The following is a 17,051-nucleotide window of genomic DNA, read 5'->3' on the forward strand; positions in this document are numbered from 1 at the left end:
TTTATGGAGCGGTCAGTTGCCGGTGCTGCATGTCGTCATGCAAGCGCTGCATCTGTGGGCAATGCAGGGTCAGGGGCCTGGGTTGGAATCCGCGATGAAACAGCGCCAGCCATCCCTCACCCCGGCCATCGGGCGCCATTCCGGTGAACACGAACCCGATCGCCGAAAGCCGGCGCCAGGCATTGTCGAAACCCTGTGCGAGCCTGAGCCTGATCGATATCAGCCAATGGGCGGGCAGTTGCTGCAATTGCTTGAGCAAACTGTCGTCGACTTCACTGAAGACTCCGTCATAACGCCCCCATTGTTGTTTCAGCTGCGCCGGCGCGCCGATCCAGGGCGAAACGTTCAACCGCGTTCCGAACACCTCGCACATCTGCTGCATGAACTCACGGCATTCCCGCGGCCACGTCAACGCCGGCAGCGGGCGCCGATAGCCATCGACGGGGGCGTAACCCAAAACGAGCGATTCCGTCCCGGCCGCGCCAAAGGGCGACGGAGCATGATCGGGCAGGAGACCGGTGTTGTGAAAACCAAGACTGGTGGCCATTTTCTGCGTGTAGGGGTGATGGGTCATCTGCTTGATCGTGACCCCCTGATAACCGAGCGCCTGCGCATGGATCAGCAAATGTCGGCTCAGTCGCGTAGCGATGTTCCGACCACGGAACTGTTCATCGACCACGCTCAGCGCCAGTTCGGCGACGGACGATCCCTGGTCGAGAATCAACGTGGCATGTCCCGCCACCTGATCCTTCGTCACCGCCACCAACGAGTGCCAGTGGCCGTCGGCATGGTTCTGACTGATCATGCGGGGCAGATAGACATGCGGCTGGGCGTAATGATCGCCATAGATCTTTCTGAACAGACGACTCACGGCGGCGGCGTCACTGGCGCGGTAACCTCGCAGGGTAATCGACTCCATCAGCAACGCTCCTTGCCAGAGGCGTTATAGTCGCGCCGGTCCAGCACGCGCTGACGTTTGCCGGAGCGTGGATGACGTACCAGTTCCTGAACCGGGCAGCAGCGAACCTGCAACGCCAGCAAGTGATCGGCGCTCAGTTGCTCGATCAACGGATAGTCTTCGATCAATGCACGGTGCAGCGTCAGGTCGGTTTCAGCCATTGCCGGAGTCATGGCGTTCGGTGCCCAGTGCAGGCGCAGGATATCCATCGCCTCATCCTGCTCGATCACCAGTTGCCAATCATCGCTCCCGGTGACCCGCCGCACGGTCTCGCCGATCGCCTGCGGCAGCAGGGTCAGAATACCCACCCGTATTCGCTGGCTGTCGGCGCAACGACCCATCAGCGCGAACTTGCGCCGGGATGTCCCGCTCGGCTCTCGCCAGCAGGCCCGGTCGCCGACCGGGTAGCGGATCAGAGGCATCAACCGGCGCGTCAGGTTGGTTATCACCAGGCGTCCGACACGGTCGCATTCCTCGATCACTTCGCCGGTCTGCTCATCGAGAATTTCCAGCACAGCGTGGCGTTCGGGGACCCGATGTTCTCCCAGGTCGCAGTCACGATGGCTGGCTCCGATGAACCCGGCGTCCACGCTGGCGTAGCCGATAGAGGCTGCACGGGCATTGGGAAGCACCTGCCTGAGTCGTTGCAACTGTGCGTCAAACAGGCTTTCGCCGGCGTAGAGCAGGGTGGTGACGCCTTCGAGGACTTGACCTTGTTGCTCGAGCCAGGCTGCGAAGGTCAGCAGATGGGCGGGCACACCTGCCAGCACGTTGATCCGGTGCCGGGCAATCGCATCGGCCAGGGCGCCCGAGGCGACATGGCCGGTGAACGGAAACTCGACGACCTCGATTTCCATATGCGTCAGCGCATCGTGAGTGAAGATAAAACTGGCATACAGATCCCCGACAAAAAACAGGTTGGCGACCCGGTCCCCGGTGCTCAACTGCGCGTCGAGGCTGCGACCGAAGTCCGTCACCAGTGTTCGCCACTCCTCGCGCCGGAACAGTGAAAACTTCCCGGCACTGGTGCTTCCTCCCGTTTTGAAGATCAGCGCGTCATTCAGCGGCGCGGTCAGGACAGGCCATTGGTCGAGGTCATGACTGCCTTTCCAGTATTGAACGGGGTCAATCACCGGCAGTTTTTCCAGCGATGGGATCTGCCGGGGAAGCCCGGCAAAATGGCGTGCATAAAAGTCTGAATGCTGTCGCGCAAACGTCACCAGTTCTTCCAGTTCAAATCGTGTGTTCATCATTGGCTCCTTGCCTGTTTGCGCCGGGACCAATGCCCCGATTGTCGATCAGCAGCGGCGTCTTGCCGCTGTGTTTGTTGCGGGTGAATTCGGTGCTGCCGCAGACTTCCACCTCTACCGTCAGCAGGCCTGTCTGGATGAGCGTGGCCAGCGTCGGATAGCCCGACAGGCGATGCTGCACATCATCGGGTTGCCGTGGGCTGCGAAACCGCATGCGTTCCAGGCCGTCCGGAGCATGTTCGAGGATCAACTGAAAATCGCTCTGCAGATGCTCTGCCAGTTGCGACAGGCAGATGAAGTCCGTACCGATGCGCACGAGTCTGCCGTGCCGCTGCAACAGTTCGAAGCGCGGAGTGGGCAGGCCGCAGTCACAATTGCCGGGTAGCCAGCGGCCGCTGTCACCGACGTCGTAGCGCTGGACGTCCTGACCCTCCCGTTCGATGGAGGTGAATACCAGGCGTCCGGTTTCACTACCGGTCACTGGTCGATCGGCGTCGAATTCGACAATTTCCAGATGCTGGATATCACTCATCAAATGGAACACGCCATCGCCGGTGGCCGGGCAGGCGTGGCCGAGCGGCCCGGCATCGACACTGCCGTAAATGGCCGAACGGATGAGCCTGACGCCACAGTCGCGCATCAGCGCAAGGCTTTGTTCGCCAGGGTGTTCGCCACCGAGAAATACCTTTTCGATCCCGCCATAGTCCCGCAGCCGTGCCTGCTCGTTTAGAAACAAACGATGCAGAGTACTGGGCATGCCAACCAGTACGGTGACGCGCTGATCGATGATCAACTGCGCGATGTCGCGATAGTCGTCATCGGCCGGTGCGCCCATCGGCAGGTGTGTGACACCCAGCAGTTCCAGCACCTTGGAAAAACTGAAGAAGCCACCGTACAGCCCGCCGCTGAAGAACAGGTTCATCACCCGGTCCCGGTTCGGGTCGAGACCGGCCGCGAACAAGCCGTCGGCGCTGGCGCGCATCTGCCGATCGAAATCCCGGTAGCTGTAGCCGGACAGCGCAGGAGTGCCGCTGCTGCCGCCGGAACGGAAGTACAACCGGGCCGCCGGGTGGATCGGGCGGGTGACAAAACCGTCTTTGCTCATGATCGGCAAGTCGGCCACGCCGGGGGACGTCGGCACAGGGTCGAGCGTGGCGCGGGTTGCCAGCGTGGTGCCCGGCAGGCTGACCGACACGCGTCGGCTCAAGCGTTGCAAGGCATAAACGCCATCGTGGGGTTCGCCTTCGTAGCCGTCGTGAATCGCGTGTACCGGGGTGACCCGTGTGACGCCTGCGGCAATCAGCGTCTGGGCCAGCTCGGCGATGTCGTGTTCAGTGCAGATCAGACCGGCGCTTTGCAGCACGTTTCGCCAAGGCAACAGTGTGTCCGTGAGCTGCGTGCGTGGCAGTGGTTTGAGCAACAGGCTGCGAAACAGGGGGGAGGGGCCAAGTTGCGGGTCGTGGGTCCAGATGACTCGCCAGTCCGGTGCCTGCCAGACATGACCGGTGGCCCCGGCAAAGCTGTAAGCCAGGCGTGCCATCGCCGTGCGGGTGGTGATTTCCGAGGCTTCCTGAACCGAAGGCAACAGGGCCGGCCAGTGTCGGGCGCGGCGTTCGAACGCCTCGGCCAGGCCTTCGCCGATGGAACGCAGGGTGCTTTCGTCGTCACTGTCCACCAGCAGCCATTGCGGGCTGGAGCAGGCCTGCTGGTCAAGGCGACAGACTTCATCGGCCACGGCGTCCAGGGCCGCCGGTGTGACCGCTGCCGGTGTCAGGTAGACGAAGCTGATACGGTGGCCCCAGTCGATCCAGCGACATCCGGGTGCCAGTTGCTGGCGGATGGCTTGCAGCGCCGATTCGCCTCCCCACGCCGACACGCCGTTTGCGCGTTGGCAGAGTTGGCCGATCCGGGCGGTGGTTGCCGGAACGACCGCGACATGCCCCGCGATCTGGCCGGTCGCATCACACTGCGTCAAAGCGTGGAGCAATCGCGCCGTCAGGCCCTGGTCGCTGCTGCTGGGGCGCAACCAGTTGACGTTGCCGGCCAGCAGGCTTTCGATCACGGCGCAGAACGCCAGCAGCGGCGCATTGCCGGGGGTGATGTGAACCACCAGGCCCAGTGGGCTCCAGCGCTCGAAGCGCGGCTGACGATAATCGAAGCGGCGCAGGCTGCCCGGTTGTTCGCCGAGTTCGCGCAAAAGCTTTTGCCGCAGCGCATCCGGTTGGCAGAACTCGATCAGCGACTGGCGTTGTTCAGCGTCGAGGGGCAATGCCAGATCCGGGTTCTGCAGGCGTGCGGCAAAGGTGGCCGCTGCGTCAAGGACGATCGCCGTGTCCAGCGCCTTGGCCAACCGTTGTGGCAAATCCAGTTCAAGTTGTTGCAGTGCGGCGTCGAAGGTGCAGTCGGTGTGGAGCTGTCCGTTGATCAGGTACATGTCAGTGCTTCCCCAGCAATTCAGAGGCGGCCATGGCGCAGCTTCTGCCGGCCGTGGTCGCGGCGCGGCCATGCAGTTCGAACCAGTCGGTGGCCAGACCGCAGCTACAGCTGGTGCCCGGATGCAGGGTGGCGAGATCGCTCATGACCACGGCATGGGCCGGGCTCGACGAAATGTAAGGCGAGACAAAACTCAGCAAGCCCTGACGGCCGTAAGGCTGAACCGTGAAGTCAGATGGATTGCGCACGAAGACCTTCGAATAGACCGGAACATGGAAACGATGGTGAGCGCACTCGAGATACGGCACCGGATGCTCGACCGCGCCGTAACCGTCACGGCAGCGGGACATCTTGATGCCCAATTGGCGGTGGATACGTTCGTACAATTGCTGACGGGGTATCTCTTGCGCCGCATGGGTCTTCCAGCCGCCGCCAAACAGTGCCAGCGAGCCTTCTGCCAGTTGCAGATCAGCCACCCCGGTGGCCCGCATCCGTTGCAGGGTCTGCCAAAGAACGGCAGGGAAGCCGAAGATCCGCACCGGCAAGCCTTCATCGGCGAAGGACTGCAATGCGGCGATCACGCCAAAGCCGTCGAACTCATGACCGCCGCCTGTGTGGCGCAGTGCATAGGCCACGCGATTGACGGGCGCGAACCGGCACAGAAACTGATCGGTGAAGGACGTACCCAGGCGGCTGCCGGACTCGGGCTCGTAGCTCAGGAGCAAGTAATTGCACGGTGTCTGCGGGTTGTCCCAGCCATAGTGGTTAAAGATCCGTTCGACCATGAACTGGGCGGCCTCAAGGCTGCGCTTGTCATAGCGCATGCGGCTTTTCTGGCCGCTGGTGCCTGACGATGTCAGCTCCAGAGCGTCTGCACCGGTCGGGCTGAGCAGTTGCTGCTGTTTGAAGTAACTGGCGAAGACCGGGGGCAGTTGCGACCAGTCGTCGAGGCTGTCCACGTCGGCCACGGTGAGGCCGTTGGCGTTCAACCAGTGTTCGTAACCGGGCGTGTGGTCACAGTGAAACCGGCAGATTTCGGCCATGGCCTGGTCGAACAACCCCGCTGGCATGGATTGCGCGCAATAGGGTTGCGTCAACGCACAGAGCGCGTCGCTGTGAGGGAAATGGAACATGGGATGTCCTTATGGATGTGTCGAGGAGACGGTTTCCTGGCGGGAGGCCCGAAGAAACCGGTACAGGAATGGAAGGCTCAGCAGACCACCCAGCGCGGCCCACAAGGCGAAGGATTCAAGGCGGGAGCCCCCGCCGATCGCGGCGATGATCGAGCCGCCGGCGCCCATCACTGCAATCGAGATCATGCCGATCGCCGCCGACACCAGGCCTTTGCTGTCATCGCTGGAAAACAGCGCCAACCGATAGAGCGCGGCATTGCTCATGCCCAGTCCCACGGCGTACAGCACCAGACCGCAGATCAACAGGCCAAGGCTGGCGCTGGTCAGCGCGCCGGCCAGCAGAATCAGCAGTCCCAGGCAGAACGGCCAGAGCGCCAGATGAATCAGCTGCGGCAGTTCGCGAGATGCCAGCAAACGGTCAAGGATCAGATTGCCGGCGATGACCGCCGCGAAGATCGGGATCTGCCATAAGGCGTACTCTTGAGTCGACAGCCCCAGCAGTTGGATCAACAACAGGGGGGAAAGACCGATCCAGACGATCAATGGCAGGCTCATCAGCCCGAGTGCAAGGCTTGCACCGAGGAACATCGGGGTGCGCAAGAGCGCCGCGTATCGAAGGCGAGTCTGGTGCCAGGACAGTGGAACCGGCGCCTGCTGCCTGCCATCGCGCCGGACGATCCCGACGGTTTCAGGCATGCAGGCATAGAGCCCGAGCCACGCGATGGCGGCGGCCAGACTCAGACCCAGAAACAGCTCGCGCCAGCTCAGCCATTCCAGCAACAGACTGCCGAGTAACGGGCCGAGCAATGGCGACAGCAACGCGATGTTGCCAAGCAGCGCCATGAGCCGTACGGCATCCGCCTCGCAGAACACTTCCTGAAGCGCGGGGTAGCTGACGGCCACCACGAATCCCAGGCCCATGCCTTGCAACAGCCGTAATGCGTTGAAAACTTCGATACCGGGTGTCGCGACCGCTGCTGCGCAGGTCATCCCGAACAGCGCGCAGCCGACAAGCAGCAGCGTGCGGCGGCCGAACCGGTCGGACAGCGGCCCGATCAGCCATTGCAGGCACACGCCTCCGATCAGATACAGATTGAACGCATTGGGGATATGGCGTGGGTCGGCATCGAGGTCCTGGGTGACCGTGAGCATGGCAGGCATCACCAGATCACTGGCCATATAGGTCAGTCCTTCGAACAGTGAAATCGCCAGGCAAAAGCCAAGGATCTGTAGCGGCGGGAGTTCAATGAGGGTTCTTTGCATACGCTTCCATGCCTTCAAGAGAGGGAGCGCAAAGGGTAGGGAGAGGGGAGCAAGGTTCCTACGTCGTAGCTACTACTCAGTATGTCGCAGGTTTGCGGGGTATTGCGGTTGACGGATTACTTACTCGGGATTGCGAAACATCCGACATTTTGAGCCGGGATATATACGGAAAATGCCCACATCCTCGTGGGCATTTTTTATGGTATTCAATTAAATGTTTCATTTGAAGAGAGCGTAGTCGGTGCTCTGCAAAGGTCGGATTTACCGATGCTGGTAGTAACCAGGGCCTCCACCATAGTAGCGATGATCGCCATGCCAGCCGCCGTGGGGGAAAATGATGCAGCCGCTCAGTGTGAGCAGTGCCAGAACTGGAATCAGCCAGGTGATTCGACGCAGCATTTCAAAAGTCCTCATGGTTGACGCCGCATGGAGCCAAAGCTCTATCGGCTGTAACATGAGACCTCGTTTGCAGCGGCGCATCCCCGTGAGTCGGTATGCGCATGGCATCAGCGCCGATACAAACCCGATACATTTCCAGGATTTCAGGAACCCGTAATGACCCAGTCGCAACGTTTGAAATACTCGATTCTGATCGCTCTCTGCGTGTTGGCAATCATGCTTGGCCTGTCGTGGATGCAGAACGCCGGGATGCTCAGCGAAAAAATGTTCCAGTACATCGCCATCGGTGTGGCGGTGGTCGTGGTGGTGATCAACGGCGTGATGCGCCGCAAGGTCAAACCCTGACGGCGCTCAAGAAGGAATTCAGTGGCTGTTGAGGACGGCAGCAGCCTGTGGATGCAGGCTGTAGCTCTTGTCGGCGTTGAAGGTGATCACGCCTTCGGCGCACAGGCGCTTCAACACTTCGCGCACACTGAGAAACGACAGCGGAATGCCCAGGTCCAGCAATTGGCTGTGGACACCGCGCACGCCCAGACTCCGGTCGCTTTCGGCGGCGATCAGCAAGGCGTCGATGACTTTCAGGCGAATCAGACTGGTGCGCAGGCCGAAGCTCTTGAGCAGCAGACGAATACGTTCATTGCCGTGGCGTTCGGCCCGTTGTCCGAGTACGCCGGCGTGCGAACCCATGGAAGCTCCTTGTGGTGCCTGGCTACCGTCCGATGGTAGTTGCAGGTTGTACATGCGATTACTCCTTTTCAGAGCCTGATCAGGAAGGGTTTCTGGTGCTCTCTCTAATCAAGACGTATCAGCCCGACAAATCATGAAGCGAAAAATGTAGAAAATTTGTCGTTGATTCGTCTTTTCCGCGTGATCAAGGCTTTGAGCGGACGGTAAATCCGCTAAATTTTTTTTCATCTGTTTCGTTTCCCGGTCAGGCTCATTGCGCGTGGACGCGTGGGTGTTTTCCAGAACGGATCCGCCGCCCCTCAAAGGTTCGATACGCGAGGATCCGCTCTCAGGCATTTCGATCAGGAGCGAGCGTGATTATTTCCAGGCAGTTAACCGGGCTGACCCTTGCCGGCATGTTTCTCGGGCTGAGCCTGTCGGCGCAGGCGTTCAGTCCTGCCACCCAGGCCGGGGCCGACATTCGGCGCACAGGGTTTGGCGTACCGCATATCCGTGCGCAGAACGAGCGTGGCCTCGGATTCGGCATCGGTTACGCCTATGCACAGGACAATCTGTGCCTGCTGGCCAACGAGATCGTGACAGTCAACGGCGAGCGTTCACGTTATTTCGGACCCGAGCAGTTCACGGTCGAAGAGCGCGAGAACCGCGTCAGCGATGTGTTCTTCCAATGGCTCAACACCCCGCAGGCGGTCAATGCCTTCTGGCAGGCACAGCCGGTCGAGGTGCGTGATCTGGTGCAAGGTTATGCCGCCGGCTACAACCGCTATCTGGCCGAGCGTCGCCAGCAGGGGCTGCCACAACAGTGTCAGGGCGAGTGGGTGCGGGATATGACCGCCCAAGACCTGGTGAAGCTGACACGCCGGCTGCTGGTGGAGGGCGGCGTCGGACAGTTCGCCGAAGCACTGGCAGGCGCCGCGCCACCGCAGGCCAGCGCTCAGGTCGGACAGGATGTTCGGGCCTATCGACTGGCTGCCACACGCCTGCAACGTTTTGCCCTGGACCGGGGCAGCAACGCGGTGGCGGTGGGTAGCGAGCGCTCATTCAATGGCCGTGGAATGCTGCTGGCGAACCCGCATTTTCCGTGGGGCGGCGGCATGCGTTTCTATCAGATGCACCTGACCATTCCCGGCAAACTGGATGTGATGGGCGCGGCGTTGCCGGGGCTGCCGATGATCAATATCGGCTTCAACCAGCACCTGGCCTGGACCCATACCGTCGACGCGTCCAAACACTTCACCCTGTATCGCCTGCAACTTGATCCGCAGGATCCGACCCGCTACATGCTGGACGGGAAATCCCTGCCATTGAGCAAGCAGACCGTCACCGTTCAGGTCAAACAGGCCGATGGCCAGGTCGTGCCGGTCTCGCGGGACATCTACAGCTCGCAATTCGGCCCGATCGTGCAGTGGCCGGGCAAGCTCGACTGGGACAATCAATACGCCTACAGCCTGCGCGATGCCAACCTCGACAACGACCGCGTGCTGACGCAGTGGTACGCGATGAACCACGCCGCCAGCCTCAAGGAGTTGCAGGATTCGGTACACAGGATTCAGGGCATCCCGTGGGTCAATACCCTGGCAGTGGATGACAAAGGCCAGACGCTTTACATGAACCTGTCGGTGGTGCCGAACGTCAGTGCCGACAAACTCGCCAGATGCAGCGACCCGCGTATCGGCCTGCAAATGATCGTGCTCGACGGCTCCAACAGTGACTGCGCCTGGGGCATCGATCCACAAGCGGCACAGAAGGGAATCTTTGCAGCCAGCCAATTGCCGCAACTGCTGCGCAAGGACTTTGTCCAGCATTCCAACGATTCGGCGTGGCTGGCCAACCCGGCACAACCGCTGACCGGTTTTTCTCCGCTGATCAGCCAGCAGGACCAGCCACTGGGCCTGCGTTCGCGGTTTGCATTGGATCGTCTGGCGAGCCTGGGCAAAAAAGGGCCGGTGTCGGTGCAGGATCTGCAGCATATGGTGATGGACGATCAGGTGTACCTGGCCGGCCAGGTGCTGCCGGATCTGTTGCAGTTCTGTGGTACGCCTGGCGCGGCCGAAGTGGCATTGAAGCTTGTGTGCGCCAGTCTCAAGGCATGGGATGGTCGAGCCAACCTGGATTCGGGAATCGGACTGGTGCATTTCCAGTCCATCATGCAAGCCTTGCAGGAGTCGCCGGATGTCTGGCGCGTACCGTTCGACCCGAAAGACGCGCAACACACCCCGCGCGGTCTGGCGGTCGAAAAGCCCGAAGTGGCCGGCGCGCTGCGCGAGGCAATGCTGGCGTCAGCCGAGTCGGCCGACAAGATGGGGCTGACAGCGCAAACCCGCTGGGGCGATGTTCAGGTGGCCAGCAGCGGCGGCCAGCAGACGCCGATCCATGGCGGGCCGGGCACGTTGGGTATCTATAACGCGATCCAGAGCGTTGCGCGTGAAGACGGCAAACTGGAAGTGGTCAGCGGCACCAGTTACCTGCAAGTGGTAACGTTCGACGACATGGGGCCGCACGCTCAGGGTCTGCTTGCGTTTTCATTGTCCAGCGATCCGGCGTCGAAATATTCCAGAGACCAGACGGAGGCTTTCTCGAAAAAACAGTGGAGCGCCTTGCCGTTCACCGAGCAGCAGATCAAGGCGGATCCGCAGTATCAGGTGCAAAGCGTGCGTGAAGAACCGGATAAAACGGGGAACGTGGCGGCGCAGTAATCAGTCGTCACGATGTTGCATCAACCACTGAAGGCCGCTCCCTCACAGGAGCGGCCTCAGCTTTTTGGTGGCTGTTGAGGCATCGGATTGATCACCGGATTGCCTTCCTGGTTGCGGGTGATGAACACCGGCAGGACCTTGGGCATCGAGTTGGCGAAGCTGTTCAGCTCCTTGACGTTATAGATGCCGCCGACCCGGATCGAGCCTGTGGCGCTATCGGCCAGCATCAGCGGTTTGTCCAGATAACGGTTGATCAGCGGCAGGGCTTCGCTCAGTGCCAGGTTGTCGAGCACCAGTTTGCCGTTGCGCCAGGCCAATGAGGTGTCGCTCGCATAGGTCTGGCTGATTTGCGGCATGTCGTCGCCATGCTTGTAGCGCGCCTGCATCGCAGGACCCAGGCGCAGACCGTCACCCGACAGCTGCGTGTTGCTGGTGACCAGCACCGAACCTTCGACCAGGTTCACTTTGACCTGGTCTTCATACATCCAGACGTTGAAACGGGTACCGGTGACGCGAATCCTGCCTTCGGCCGCCTTGACGATGAACGGGTGGCTCAGGTCATGGCTGACTTCAAAGAAGGCTTCACCCTTTTTCAGCGTGACGCGACGCTCGTTCTTGTAGTTGCTGAAGGTCAGATCGGTGTTGAGGTTCAACTCGACCTGACTGCCATCGCCAAGGGTGACATGGCGAACCGTGTCGGTGGCTGCGAAGTGCTGATAGCTGTCGGGCAGCCAGCCAAGGTTCCAGCCGGCCCAGGCTGTCAGTGGCAGCGCCAGCGCGCAAACGCAGGCTGCTGCCGCGTATTGGCGCCAGGTGCGGGGTGGTTGGCTGATCGATATGACCGCCGCCGGTTCGGGGCGCGGCAAATGTTCGGCAACCTCCCAGATTTCCAGCATGGCCTCGTATTCGAAGGCATGAAGCGGGTGCGCATTGCGCCATTGTTCGAACGCCCGCCGTTCCTCGGCGGTGCAGTCGACGGCGTGCAGGCGCATGCACCAATGCGCAGCGGCATCGGTGATCGCATCGTATTCAGCTTCGGATAGGGTGTTCTGGGTCATTGACTCGTCCTGATTTACTGCATTCTAACCTTGACGGGAAGGTGGCGAGAACCGCCGTCATGGCGATTTCCCATCAATGGGGGCCGGTTTCCCCGTCATACCTCCTCAAAACAGGATGTATTGAGAACAGTATTCATGAATCGAGTGAAAAATTGATCAAAAGCGCACTCTTCGCATTTGCGGTCGCCCTCAAGGAATGCGCGGGCATCGAGCCCGCGCTCTGCCTGTTTCAAGGAGACTGAACCGGATCGAGCTGTCTGCCGATTTCACAGATCAGGCGGGCGATGGAGTCGGCATTGCGCAGGATGACGTCGATTCGTACGTCCGGCCTCTGCGGATCGAGGAAGGCGTTGCGCGCCTCCTCAATGGTTTGGCTGCCCGTCAACCTTAGAACTTCGTCACTGATGAGCTGCATTTCGGGGATGTTGTCGATGCTGATCCAGGACTTGAGTGTGGTATTCCATTCCGCGAACAGTTGAGCCCGAGGGGTATTCAGTGACAAGGCCGATACCTGATCGAACACCAGTTCCTGAAACAGCAGGGCTCCGGAAGCGGTGAGGGTCGAGATCAGGTCGCTGAACGGCTCCCGGGCTCTTAATGAAGCAATGTCCAGCGCCTTGCTGAACTGATGGGAAAATTCGTGAATCAGCGTTGATGCCTGTGCATGGGCATCGATATCGAACGGCTCCATCAGGTAGATCTTGTACTGATCCAGTTGCTGATCGAAAAAGTGTTCGGTGAAATGCACTATTTTTTTTGCGTCACCGTCCAGCACGAATGCAATCACGTCGTTCATGAGCCTGTTCGAGCCGACGACGAAACGGTCGGTATCCAGCAACTCGTCGGCGGGATCCACCAATGCCCGACAGATCGGCAGGATCGCATTGTTGATCTTGGCAAGCATTGCGGTGTCGATGGCAGGTACATCAAAGAAGCTTTCAAGAAAACGGCTCACCCGAAGATTCTCAGTGCCGTGGCGCAGGAGAGTCAGGTTATGCAGGCAGTAGAAAGCGTAGCGTCGGGCGAGATCGATGGCGTTCACCAGCACTCTGGCCTTTTCCGGGTACTTCAGGCGGATCTCATCCATCCCGCGCGCCTCGACGTTCAACATTGAGTGGCGCAGGTTCGAGAGGCTGGGCCGGCCGGCCAGTTTCCTGAAAGCCTGGCCGTAGTGAACGCTCTGGTGAGCCGGCACACGAACCATGGCCAGCCCTTTTTTCTGAAACAGTGGGCTGTATTTTCCTGCACCTGCCAGTTGCCAGGACGCGTCACTCTTCGTGACCTGATAGACCTTGCCATCGATGGCTGCATAATCTCGATGGCTGGCCGGTTGCCGGTAGGTGCCCGCCGCCGAATCATAGGCAAGATCCTTGAGTTGAACGTCGATGACTTCTGATGACTGCATCAGGGTGCGCATCGGCGAGGCCGGTTCGACGTCGCCAATATCGGACCCCGCAAGCTCGTCGGTTTCCAGCTCGGCAACCTCGGCCCCGGCCGATATTTGCGGCAACAGCGCCATCTGGACCATCTGCACGCCACCGGCAATAAAGGATTTCAACGCCTGTTTCCAGTGATGGTTCTGCAAGGCTTCGGCCGAATCCTTGAAGTTTTCGTAGGCGCGCCAGAGAAACGGCACGATGGCCAGTTTGCCTTGCAGCGTATTCGACACCAGCCTGATTCCACCGCTGAACAGCGTTTTGGCCGTATCCCAATCGGACTGCGCTTCGCGCTCGACCTGTGATTCAAGCTGCTGTTGCAAGAGCTTGAGGTTATCGCTGTACAACTGCTCCAACAGGTTGCCTTCGATCGGGCGGCTCGCCAGCGTCATCTCGCTGGTCTGACCCGCCGTGGCGGCCAGCAGATTGCGAAAGATGGCTCGTCGTCCGGCAGGCAAGCGCCGAAGCAGCAAATTCTGTAGAGACCCCGGTGTATTCAGTGCGGCGATCAGCGCCTCTTCGTTCTTGAACTCCTGAAACACCTGTTCAGCATACGGTGCGTAAAGGACCAGCGGCCCCACGTTATTCTGACCCGGAGCAAAAACATAAAGCCCTGCTGCGGTCTCGGCACTTGCCCCCGGGGTCTTGATCAGCGAAAGCGGACTGACGACGACGTGCGCACCAGAAACGGTGGCTCGGGCGTAGCCATCGGGCATGTCCAGTCCCTGGCAGACTTGCGTATAGGCGCCAGCAGACAGGTGCTGCTGCAGTTTCAACGCATGGGCGTGTTGCATCAGTTGCCAGGGCACCTGGTGGAAAAAGCGCTGCTTGCGCTCACGACTTTCGACCGTATCCGTCGAGAGGGCGGCCATCACTTTTTGACCGTAGGTAGCCGGAATCTCCAGCGACAACAACAATTGATCGACGGCGTTGCGATCCAGTCCGGGAGGCAAGGTTTCGGCGGTTTTCGAAACCACCCGGTACCCCGTGCCCTGGAGTACGTTGACGTGATTCAGGGCAAACTCGACCAGATCGAGGGGCGGGCCGGCCAATGCCAGATCGGGGATGATCTCGATCTGCCGGGGATCGAGATGCTCGCCCGGAAAACGCAGGTCGAGCGAAGTCTTCAATGCTTGTTCGACATGATCGGCCAGCGGCGTAACGCCAGTCAGGTAATCCTTGTCATCAATGACATTGCGGTTCCACCGCTCCAGCAGCTCGATGTGTCGTTTCTGATCACGGACCGGAGCCGTGCTGAGCCAGGCTGGAAAAGTCTGTTGATTCTCGATGGCTCGGGCATGCTCAATCGCCAGACGCAGATTGGTTCCGGGCGGTATCTGGCGCAGTACTGCAAGTGCCTTTTCCCGTTTCGCCCCTTCATCCATGCGTTGACGCACTTGTTCGCAGCACGCCAGATAGTGCTCGATCCCCGACTGCATGCGCTCATGCAACACATTGCGATTGATGATCTGAAACTGTCCCAAGGTATAGAGCTGATGCGGTTGATACTGTGCGGGCGAGATGTTTTCCAGCAGTGACAGTCTTTCAACGTTGTCGAGCAATCGCCGGCGCAGTGCTTGTCGGGCGCGGGCTACGTTATCGAACACCTCAAGTCCCAGCGCTGGCGTCCATAGCACGGTACGCCCGGAATGATGGGCGTCGAGGCCTCCGCGCTCGGTCATGAACACACAATGGGCCAGGCGCCAGACTGTCCTGCCGTCGGGAGCCTCAAGCGTCAGGGCGTAGGCATCGGGTCGAAAGCCTCCGACTCCCTGACGTTCCGTACGGCTCGGCCGATCGGCATCGATGACGGTTTCGACGACGGCACGGGCCCACGCAGGCAGACTGCCGCTCGACGCCCTGAGCCGGGCTTCGCCATTCACGCCGACGAACCAGGCGTGCGCCAGATCCGCTTTGATATTTTCAAACCAGTCGCGCTGGGCATCGCGGGTTGTCATGGGCTGCTTCGCGAGTTTCTCCAGAAGAGGAGATTCGACGGCATGGAACGTCTTGATGGCTGCGCGGGCCTTGTCGGCCAGGAGCAGCGAAGGCTGCTGACTGCCGGACCAGAGCGGTTGTGTGCTCCAGCGTCCCTGCACATCGAGTCGTTGCAAGCGCTGGTGAATCATCGAGCGGATATCCAGGCTTTTGTCGAACAGCGCGTGAAGGTTCACCGTTCCGTCGGCGAGGCGAAACACTTGCAGGGCATACTCGAGGTTCTGTCGTTGCTTGGTGATGATCGACTCGCTCAGGAACCCGAACACCTCGCCGGCTACCCGGTCCCCCGAAACCTGAGGCTGATCGAAACCCAGAAAGCGGCTGCGCTCCTCCAGGCTCAGCAGCGCATAGAGTTCGTCTTCGTGGCCTTTGGTGATGAATTTGCTTTGCAGGGTCGCTTTCAGATCCCGATAGTCCTCGAGCTGCTGCAACCCTTGAGAAGGCGTGTAGAGAAAAGCATCAGACCCACTACTGATCATGAGCGAACCTGCCAGCTCCACATGGTTGGCCGGGTTCTCCCAGAGACGTACGGTTTCAGCGAAGGGGCCGGGGCCGCCGTCGACAGTCGGCCGGATCAACTGATGCAGCGTGTTGAACTGCTTTGCCTCGAGGACTCCGGCTTCACGCTTGAGCATCCAGTCGACGCGGGCCTGGTCCTCCAGCACCCGGGCCAGGAATGTGCGGCGCGTTGACCCGAAGACTGCAGCGGCATTCCAGTAATGTTCCAGCTGGCGAAACAGCAGGGCCGGCAGCATGCCCGACGCCTGGATGGCGGCGGTTCTCCATTGTTCCTGATCGTGGGGGCCTGGTGTCCTGGCGGGGTGGGAAAACTCCGCAAGCCGAATACTCGGCCAGCGCTGATGGCGGTAGTGAGTCAGCACCGCCTCGCTCAGAGTCATGGACTGTGCCTTGCGGGTATTCCCGATGGGCTCTTGATTGCCTTCTTTTTCGCTGATTGTGTAAACGCTCACGCGGGTGCGGCTTTGTTGCAATGCTCCGAAGTGAGGCATGAGCAGTTCATCCAGCACGCTGTCGAGCAATTGCGTAAGGGTCGGCAGTTTTTTGAGTTCGTCCAGCATGGCCTGGGCATTGAGCAGCGAACCCTGGCTCAGGGTGGCATCACGATCCTCGAATACATCACCTTCAATGATCGAAAACGTCACCGAAACACGCTTGGCATTTTGCAGCCTTCGAATTTGGGTCAAGGGCACAAACGCCAGCAACGTGTCCTGATCGTCGGCCTCTCTGAGGCGTTCTTCAAGTTGAGCCGTCAGGTTCGCGCGACTGTGGTGTTTGCGTATGCCGTCATAGGGGGTGTAGAGAATCTGGCCCTTTTCGTACGGTATATCACTCAGAACGAATGCGCCGGGCAGTGGCACCGGGTTCTGTCCGTCAGGATTGAGCAGAATGCGTTCGGCCAGCATGGGCGGCCGTTGCTGGCGCCGCAAGGCATCGGACGCCAGCCTGACGTTGGCCAGCCATCTGAAATCCTTTTCCGCCAGGCCATGGGTTCTGCCCAGCTCGGGCCACAGCCCCGGGTTGTCGAGCGCTTCGGGGAACAGTAATGCGCCAGTGGGTACGGTCATCGTCAAGTCTCGAAAAAAATGAAAGTGCAGTGAGGTTCGAGACCGGAAAGTAAAAGCAGGCAGACAGACGAAGGTGGTACCGGGGTATCGCACGGTAACCATGGCTGCATGCATTGCAGGGTTGACAGGCCACCGGCTGCCCGTGGTTAATCCG

The 17,051-nt window shown here is 60.2% G+C and carries 11 protein-coding genes; 2 read left to right on the forward strand and 9 right to left on the reverse strand.

Going from position 1 to position 17,051, the window contains the following annotated elements; genetic code table 11:
- Window position 1: 1 nt before the first annotated feature.
- The 6 genes from C6Y56_RS13325 to C6Y56_RS13350 all read right to left on the reverse strand — a co-directional run bounded on the left by C6Y56_RS13325 (window position 2) and on the right by C6Y56_RS13350 (window position 7,436).
- Complete coding sequence (locus C6Y56_RS13325) at window positions 2-919, reverse strand: GNAT family N-acetyltransferase (RefSeq protein WP_169430268.1); 918 nt, start codon at window positions 917-919, stop codon at window positions 2-4.
- Window positions 919-2,208, reverse strand: coding sequence for a phenylacetate--CoA ligase family protein (locus C6Y56_RS13330; protein ID WP_169430269.1), 1,290 nt, complete (start codon window positions 2,206-2,208; stop codon window positions 919-921). The genes C6Y56_RS13325 and C6Y56_RS13330 overlap by 1 nt, the downstream gene beginning before the upstream one ends.
- Entirely contained in the window at window positions 2,192-4,642 is a 2,451-nt protein-coding gene (locus tag C6Y56_RS13335; protein ID WP_169430270.1) for an aldehyde dehydrogenase family protein, read from the reverse strand. The genes C6Y56_RS13330 and C6Y56_RS13335 overlap by 17 nt, the downstream gene beginning before the upstream one ends.
- 1 nt (window position 4,643) lies before the next feature.
- Window positions 4,644-5,774: an acyl-protein synthase gene (locus C6Y56_RS13340; protein WP_169430271.1), complete on the reverse strand. Its 1,131-nt coding sequence runs from the start codon at window positions 5,772-5,774 to the stop codon at window positions 4,644-4,646.
- Between the two features lie 9 nt (window positions 5,775-5,783).
- A complete protein-coding gene (locus tag C6Y56_RS13345; RefSeq protein ID WP_169430272.1) occupies window positions 5,784-7,037 on the reverse strand; it encodes an MFS transporter in 1,254 nt (417 codons plus the stop codon).
- A gap of 261 nt (window positions 7,038-7,298) precedes the next feature.
- Window positions 7,299-7,436, reverse strand: a complete 138-nt coding sequence (locus C6Y56_RS13350; RefSeq protein WP_167443772.1) for a hypothetical protein — start codon at window positions 7,434-7,436, stop codon at window positions 7,299-7,301.
- 156 nt (window positions 7,437-7,592) lie between these two features.
- On the opposite strand from C6Y56_RS13350, the gene C6Y56_RS13355 reads away from it, so the two are divergent.
- On the forward strand, window positions 7,593-7,781 hold the full coding sequence (locus C6Y56_RS13355) for a hypothetical protein (RefSeq protein ID WP_169430273.1): 189 nt from the start codon (window positions 7,593-7,595) through the stop codon (window positions 7,779-7,781).
- An 18-nt stretch (window positions 7,782-7,799) separates the two neighbouring features.
- Here C6Y56_RS13355 and C6Y56_RS13360 read toward each other — a convergent pair whose 3' ends face one another.
- Window positions 7,800-8,177 (reverse strand): fe2+ zn2+ uptake regulation protein, encoded by a 378-nt coding sequence (locus tag C6Y56_RS13360; protein ID WP_169430274.1) that lies wholly within the window; start codon window positions 8,175-8,177, stop codon window positions 7,800-7,802.
- 299 nt (window positions 8,178-8,476) lie between these two features.
- Between C6Y56_RS13360 and C6Y56_RS13365 the strand changes: the two genes are divergently transcribed.
- Window positions 8,477-10,819 (forward strand): acylase, encoded by a 2,343-nt coding sequence (locus C6Y56_RS13365; RefSeq protein ID WP_169430275.1) that lies wholly within the window; start codon window positions 8,477-8,479, stop codon window positions 10,817-10,819.
- 56 nt (window positions 10,820-10,875) lie between these two features.
- Here the strand turns inward: C6Y56_RS13365 and C6Y56_RS13370 are convergent, their stop codons facing one another.
- Both C6Y56_RS13370 and C6Y56_RS13375 read right to left on the reverse strand, forming a co-directional pair.
- Window positions 10,876-11,877: a FecR family protein gene (locus C6Y56_RS13370; protein ID WP_169430276.1), complete on the reverse strand. Its 1,002-nt coding sequence runs from the start codon at window positions 11,875-11,877 to the stop codon at window positions 10,876-10,878.
- Between the two features lie 229 nt (window positions 11,878-12,106).
- A complete protein-coding gene (locus C6Y56_RS13375) occupies window positions 12,107-16,897 on the reverse strand; it encodes a dermonecrotic toxin domain-containing protein (RefSeq protein WP_169430277.1) in 4,791 nt (1,596 codons plus the stop codon).
- Window positions 16,898-17,051 lie beyond the last annotated feature (154 nt).

Origin of the sequence: Pseudomonas fluorescens (assembly GCF_012974785.1) — a bacterium.
Lineage (GTDB): Bacteria > Pseudomonadota > Gammaproteobacteria > Pseudomonadales > Pseudomonadaceae > Aquipseudomonas > Aquipseudomonas fluorescens_BT.

Bases quoted from the DNA above. Each gene is read 5' to 3' on its own strand.
- C6Y56_RS13325 (WP_169430268.1), bottom strand. From the start codon at position 919: ATGGAGTCGATTACCCTGCGAGGTTACCGCGCCAGTGACGCCGCCGCC.
- C6Y56_RS13330 (WP_169430269.1), bottom strand. From the start codon at position 2,208: ATGAACACACGATTTGAACTGGAAGAACTGGTGACGTTTGCGCGACAG.
- C6Y56_RS13335 (WP_169430270.1), bottom strand. From the start codon at position 4,642: ATGTACCTGATCAACGGACAGCTCCACACCGACTGCACCTTCGACGCC.
- C6Y56_RS13340 (WP_169430271.1), bottom strand. From the start codon at position 5,774: ATGTTCCATTTCCCTCACAGCGACGCGCTCTGTGCGTTGACGCAACCC.
- C6Y56_RS13345 (WP_169430272.1), bottom strand. From the start codon at position 7,037: ATGCAAAGAACCCTCATTGAACTCCCGCCGCTACAGATCCTTGGCTTT.
- C6Y56_RS13350 (WP_167443772.1), bottom strand. From the start codon at position 7,436: ATGCTGCGTCGAATCACCTGGCTGATTCCAGTTCTGGCACTGCTCACA.
- C6Y56_RS13355 (WP_169430273.1), top strand. From the start codon at position 7,593: ATGACCCAGTCGCAACGTTTGAAATACTCGATTCTGATCGCTCTCTGC.
- C6Y56_RS13360 (WP_169430274.1), bottom strand. From the start codon at position 8,177: ATGTACAACCTGCAACTACCATCGGACGGTAGCCAGGCACCACAAGGA.
- C6Y56_RS13370 (WP_169430276.1), bottom strand. From the start codon at position 11,877: ATGACCCAGAACACCCTATCCGAAGCTGAATACGATGCGATCACCGAT.
- C6Y56_RS13375 (WP_169430277.1), bottom strand. From the start codon at position 16,897: ATGACCGTACCCACTGGCGCATTACTGTTCCCCGAAGCGCTCGACAAC.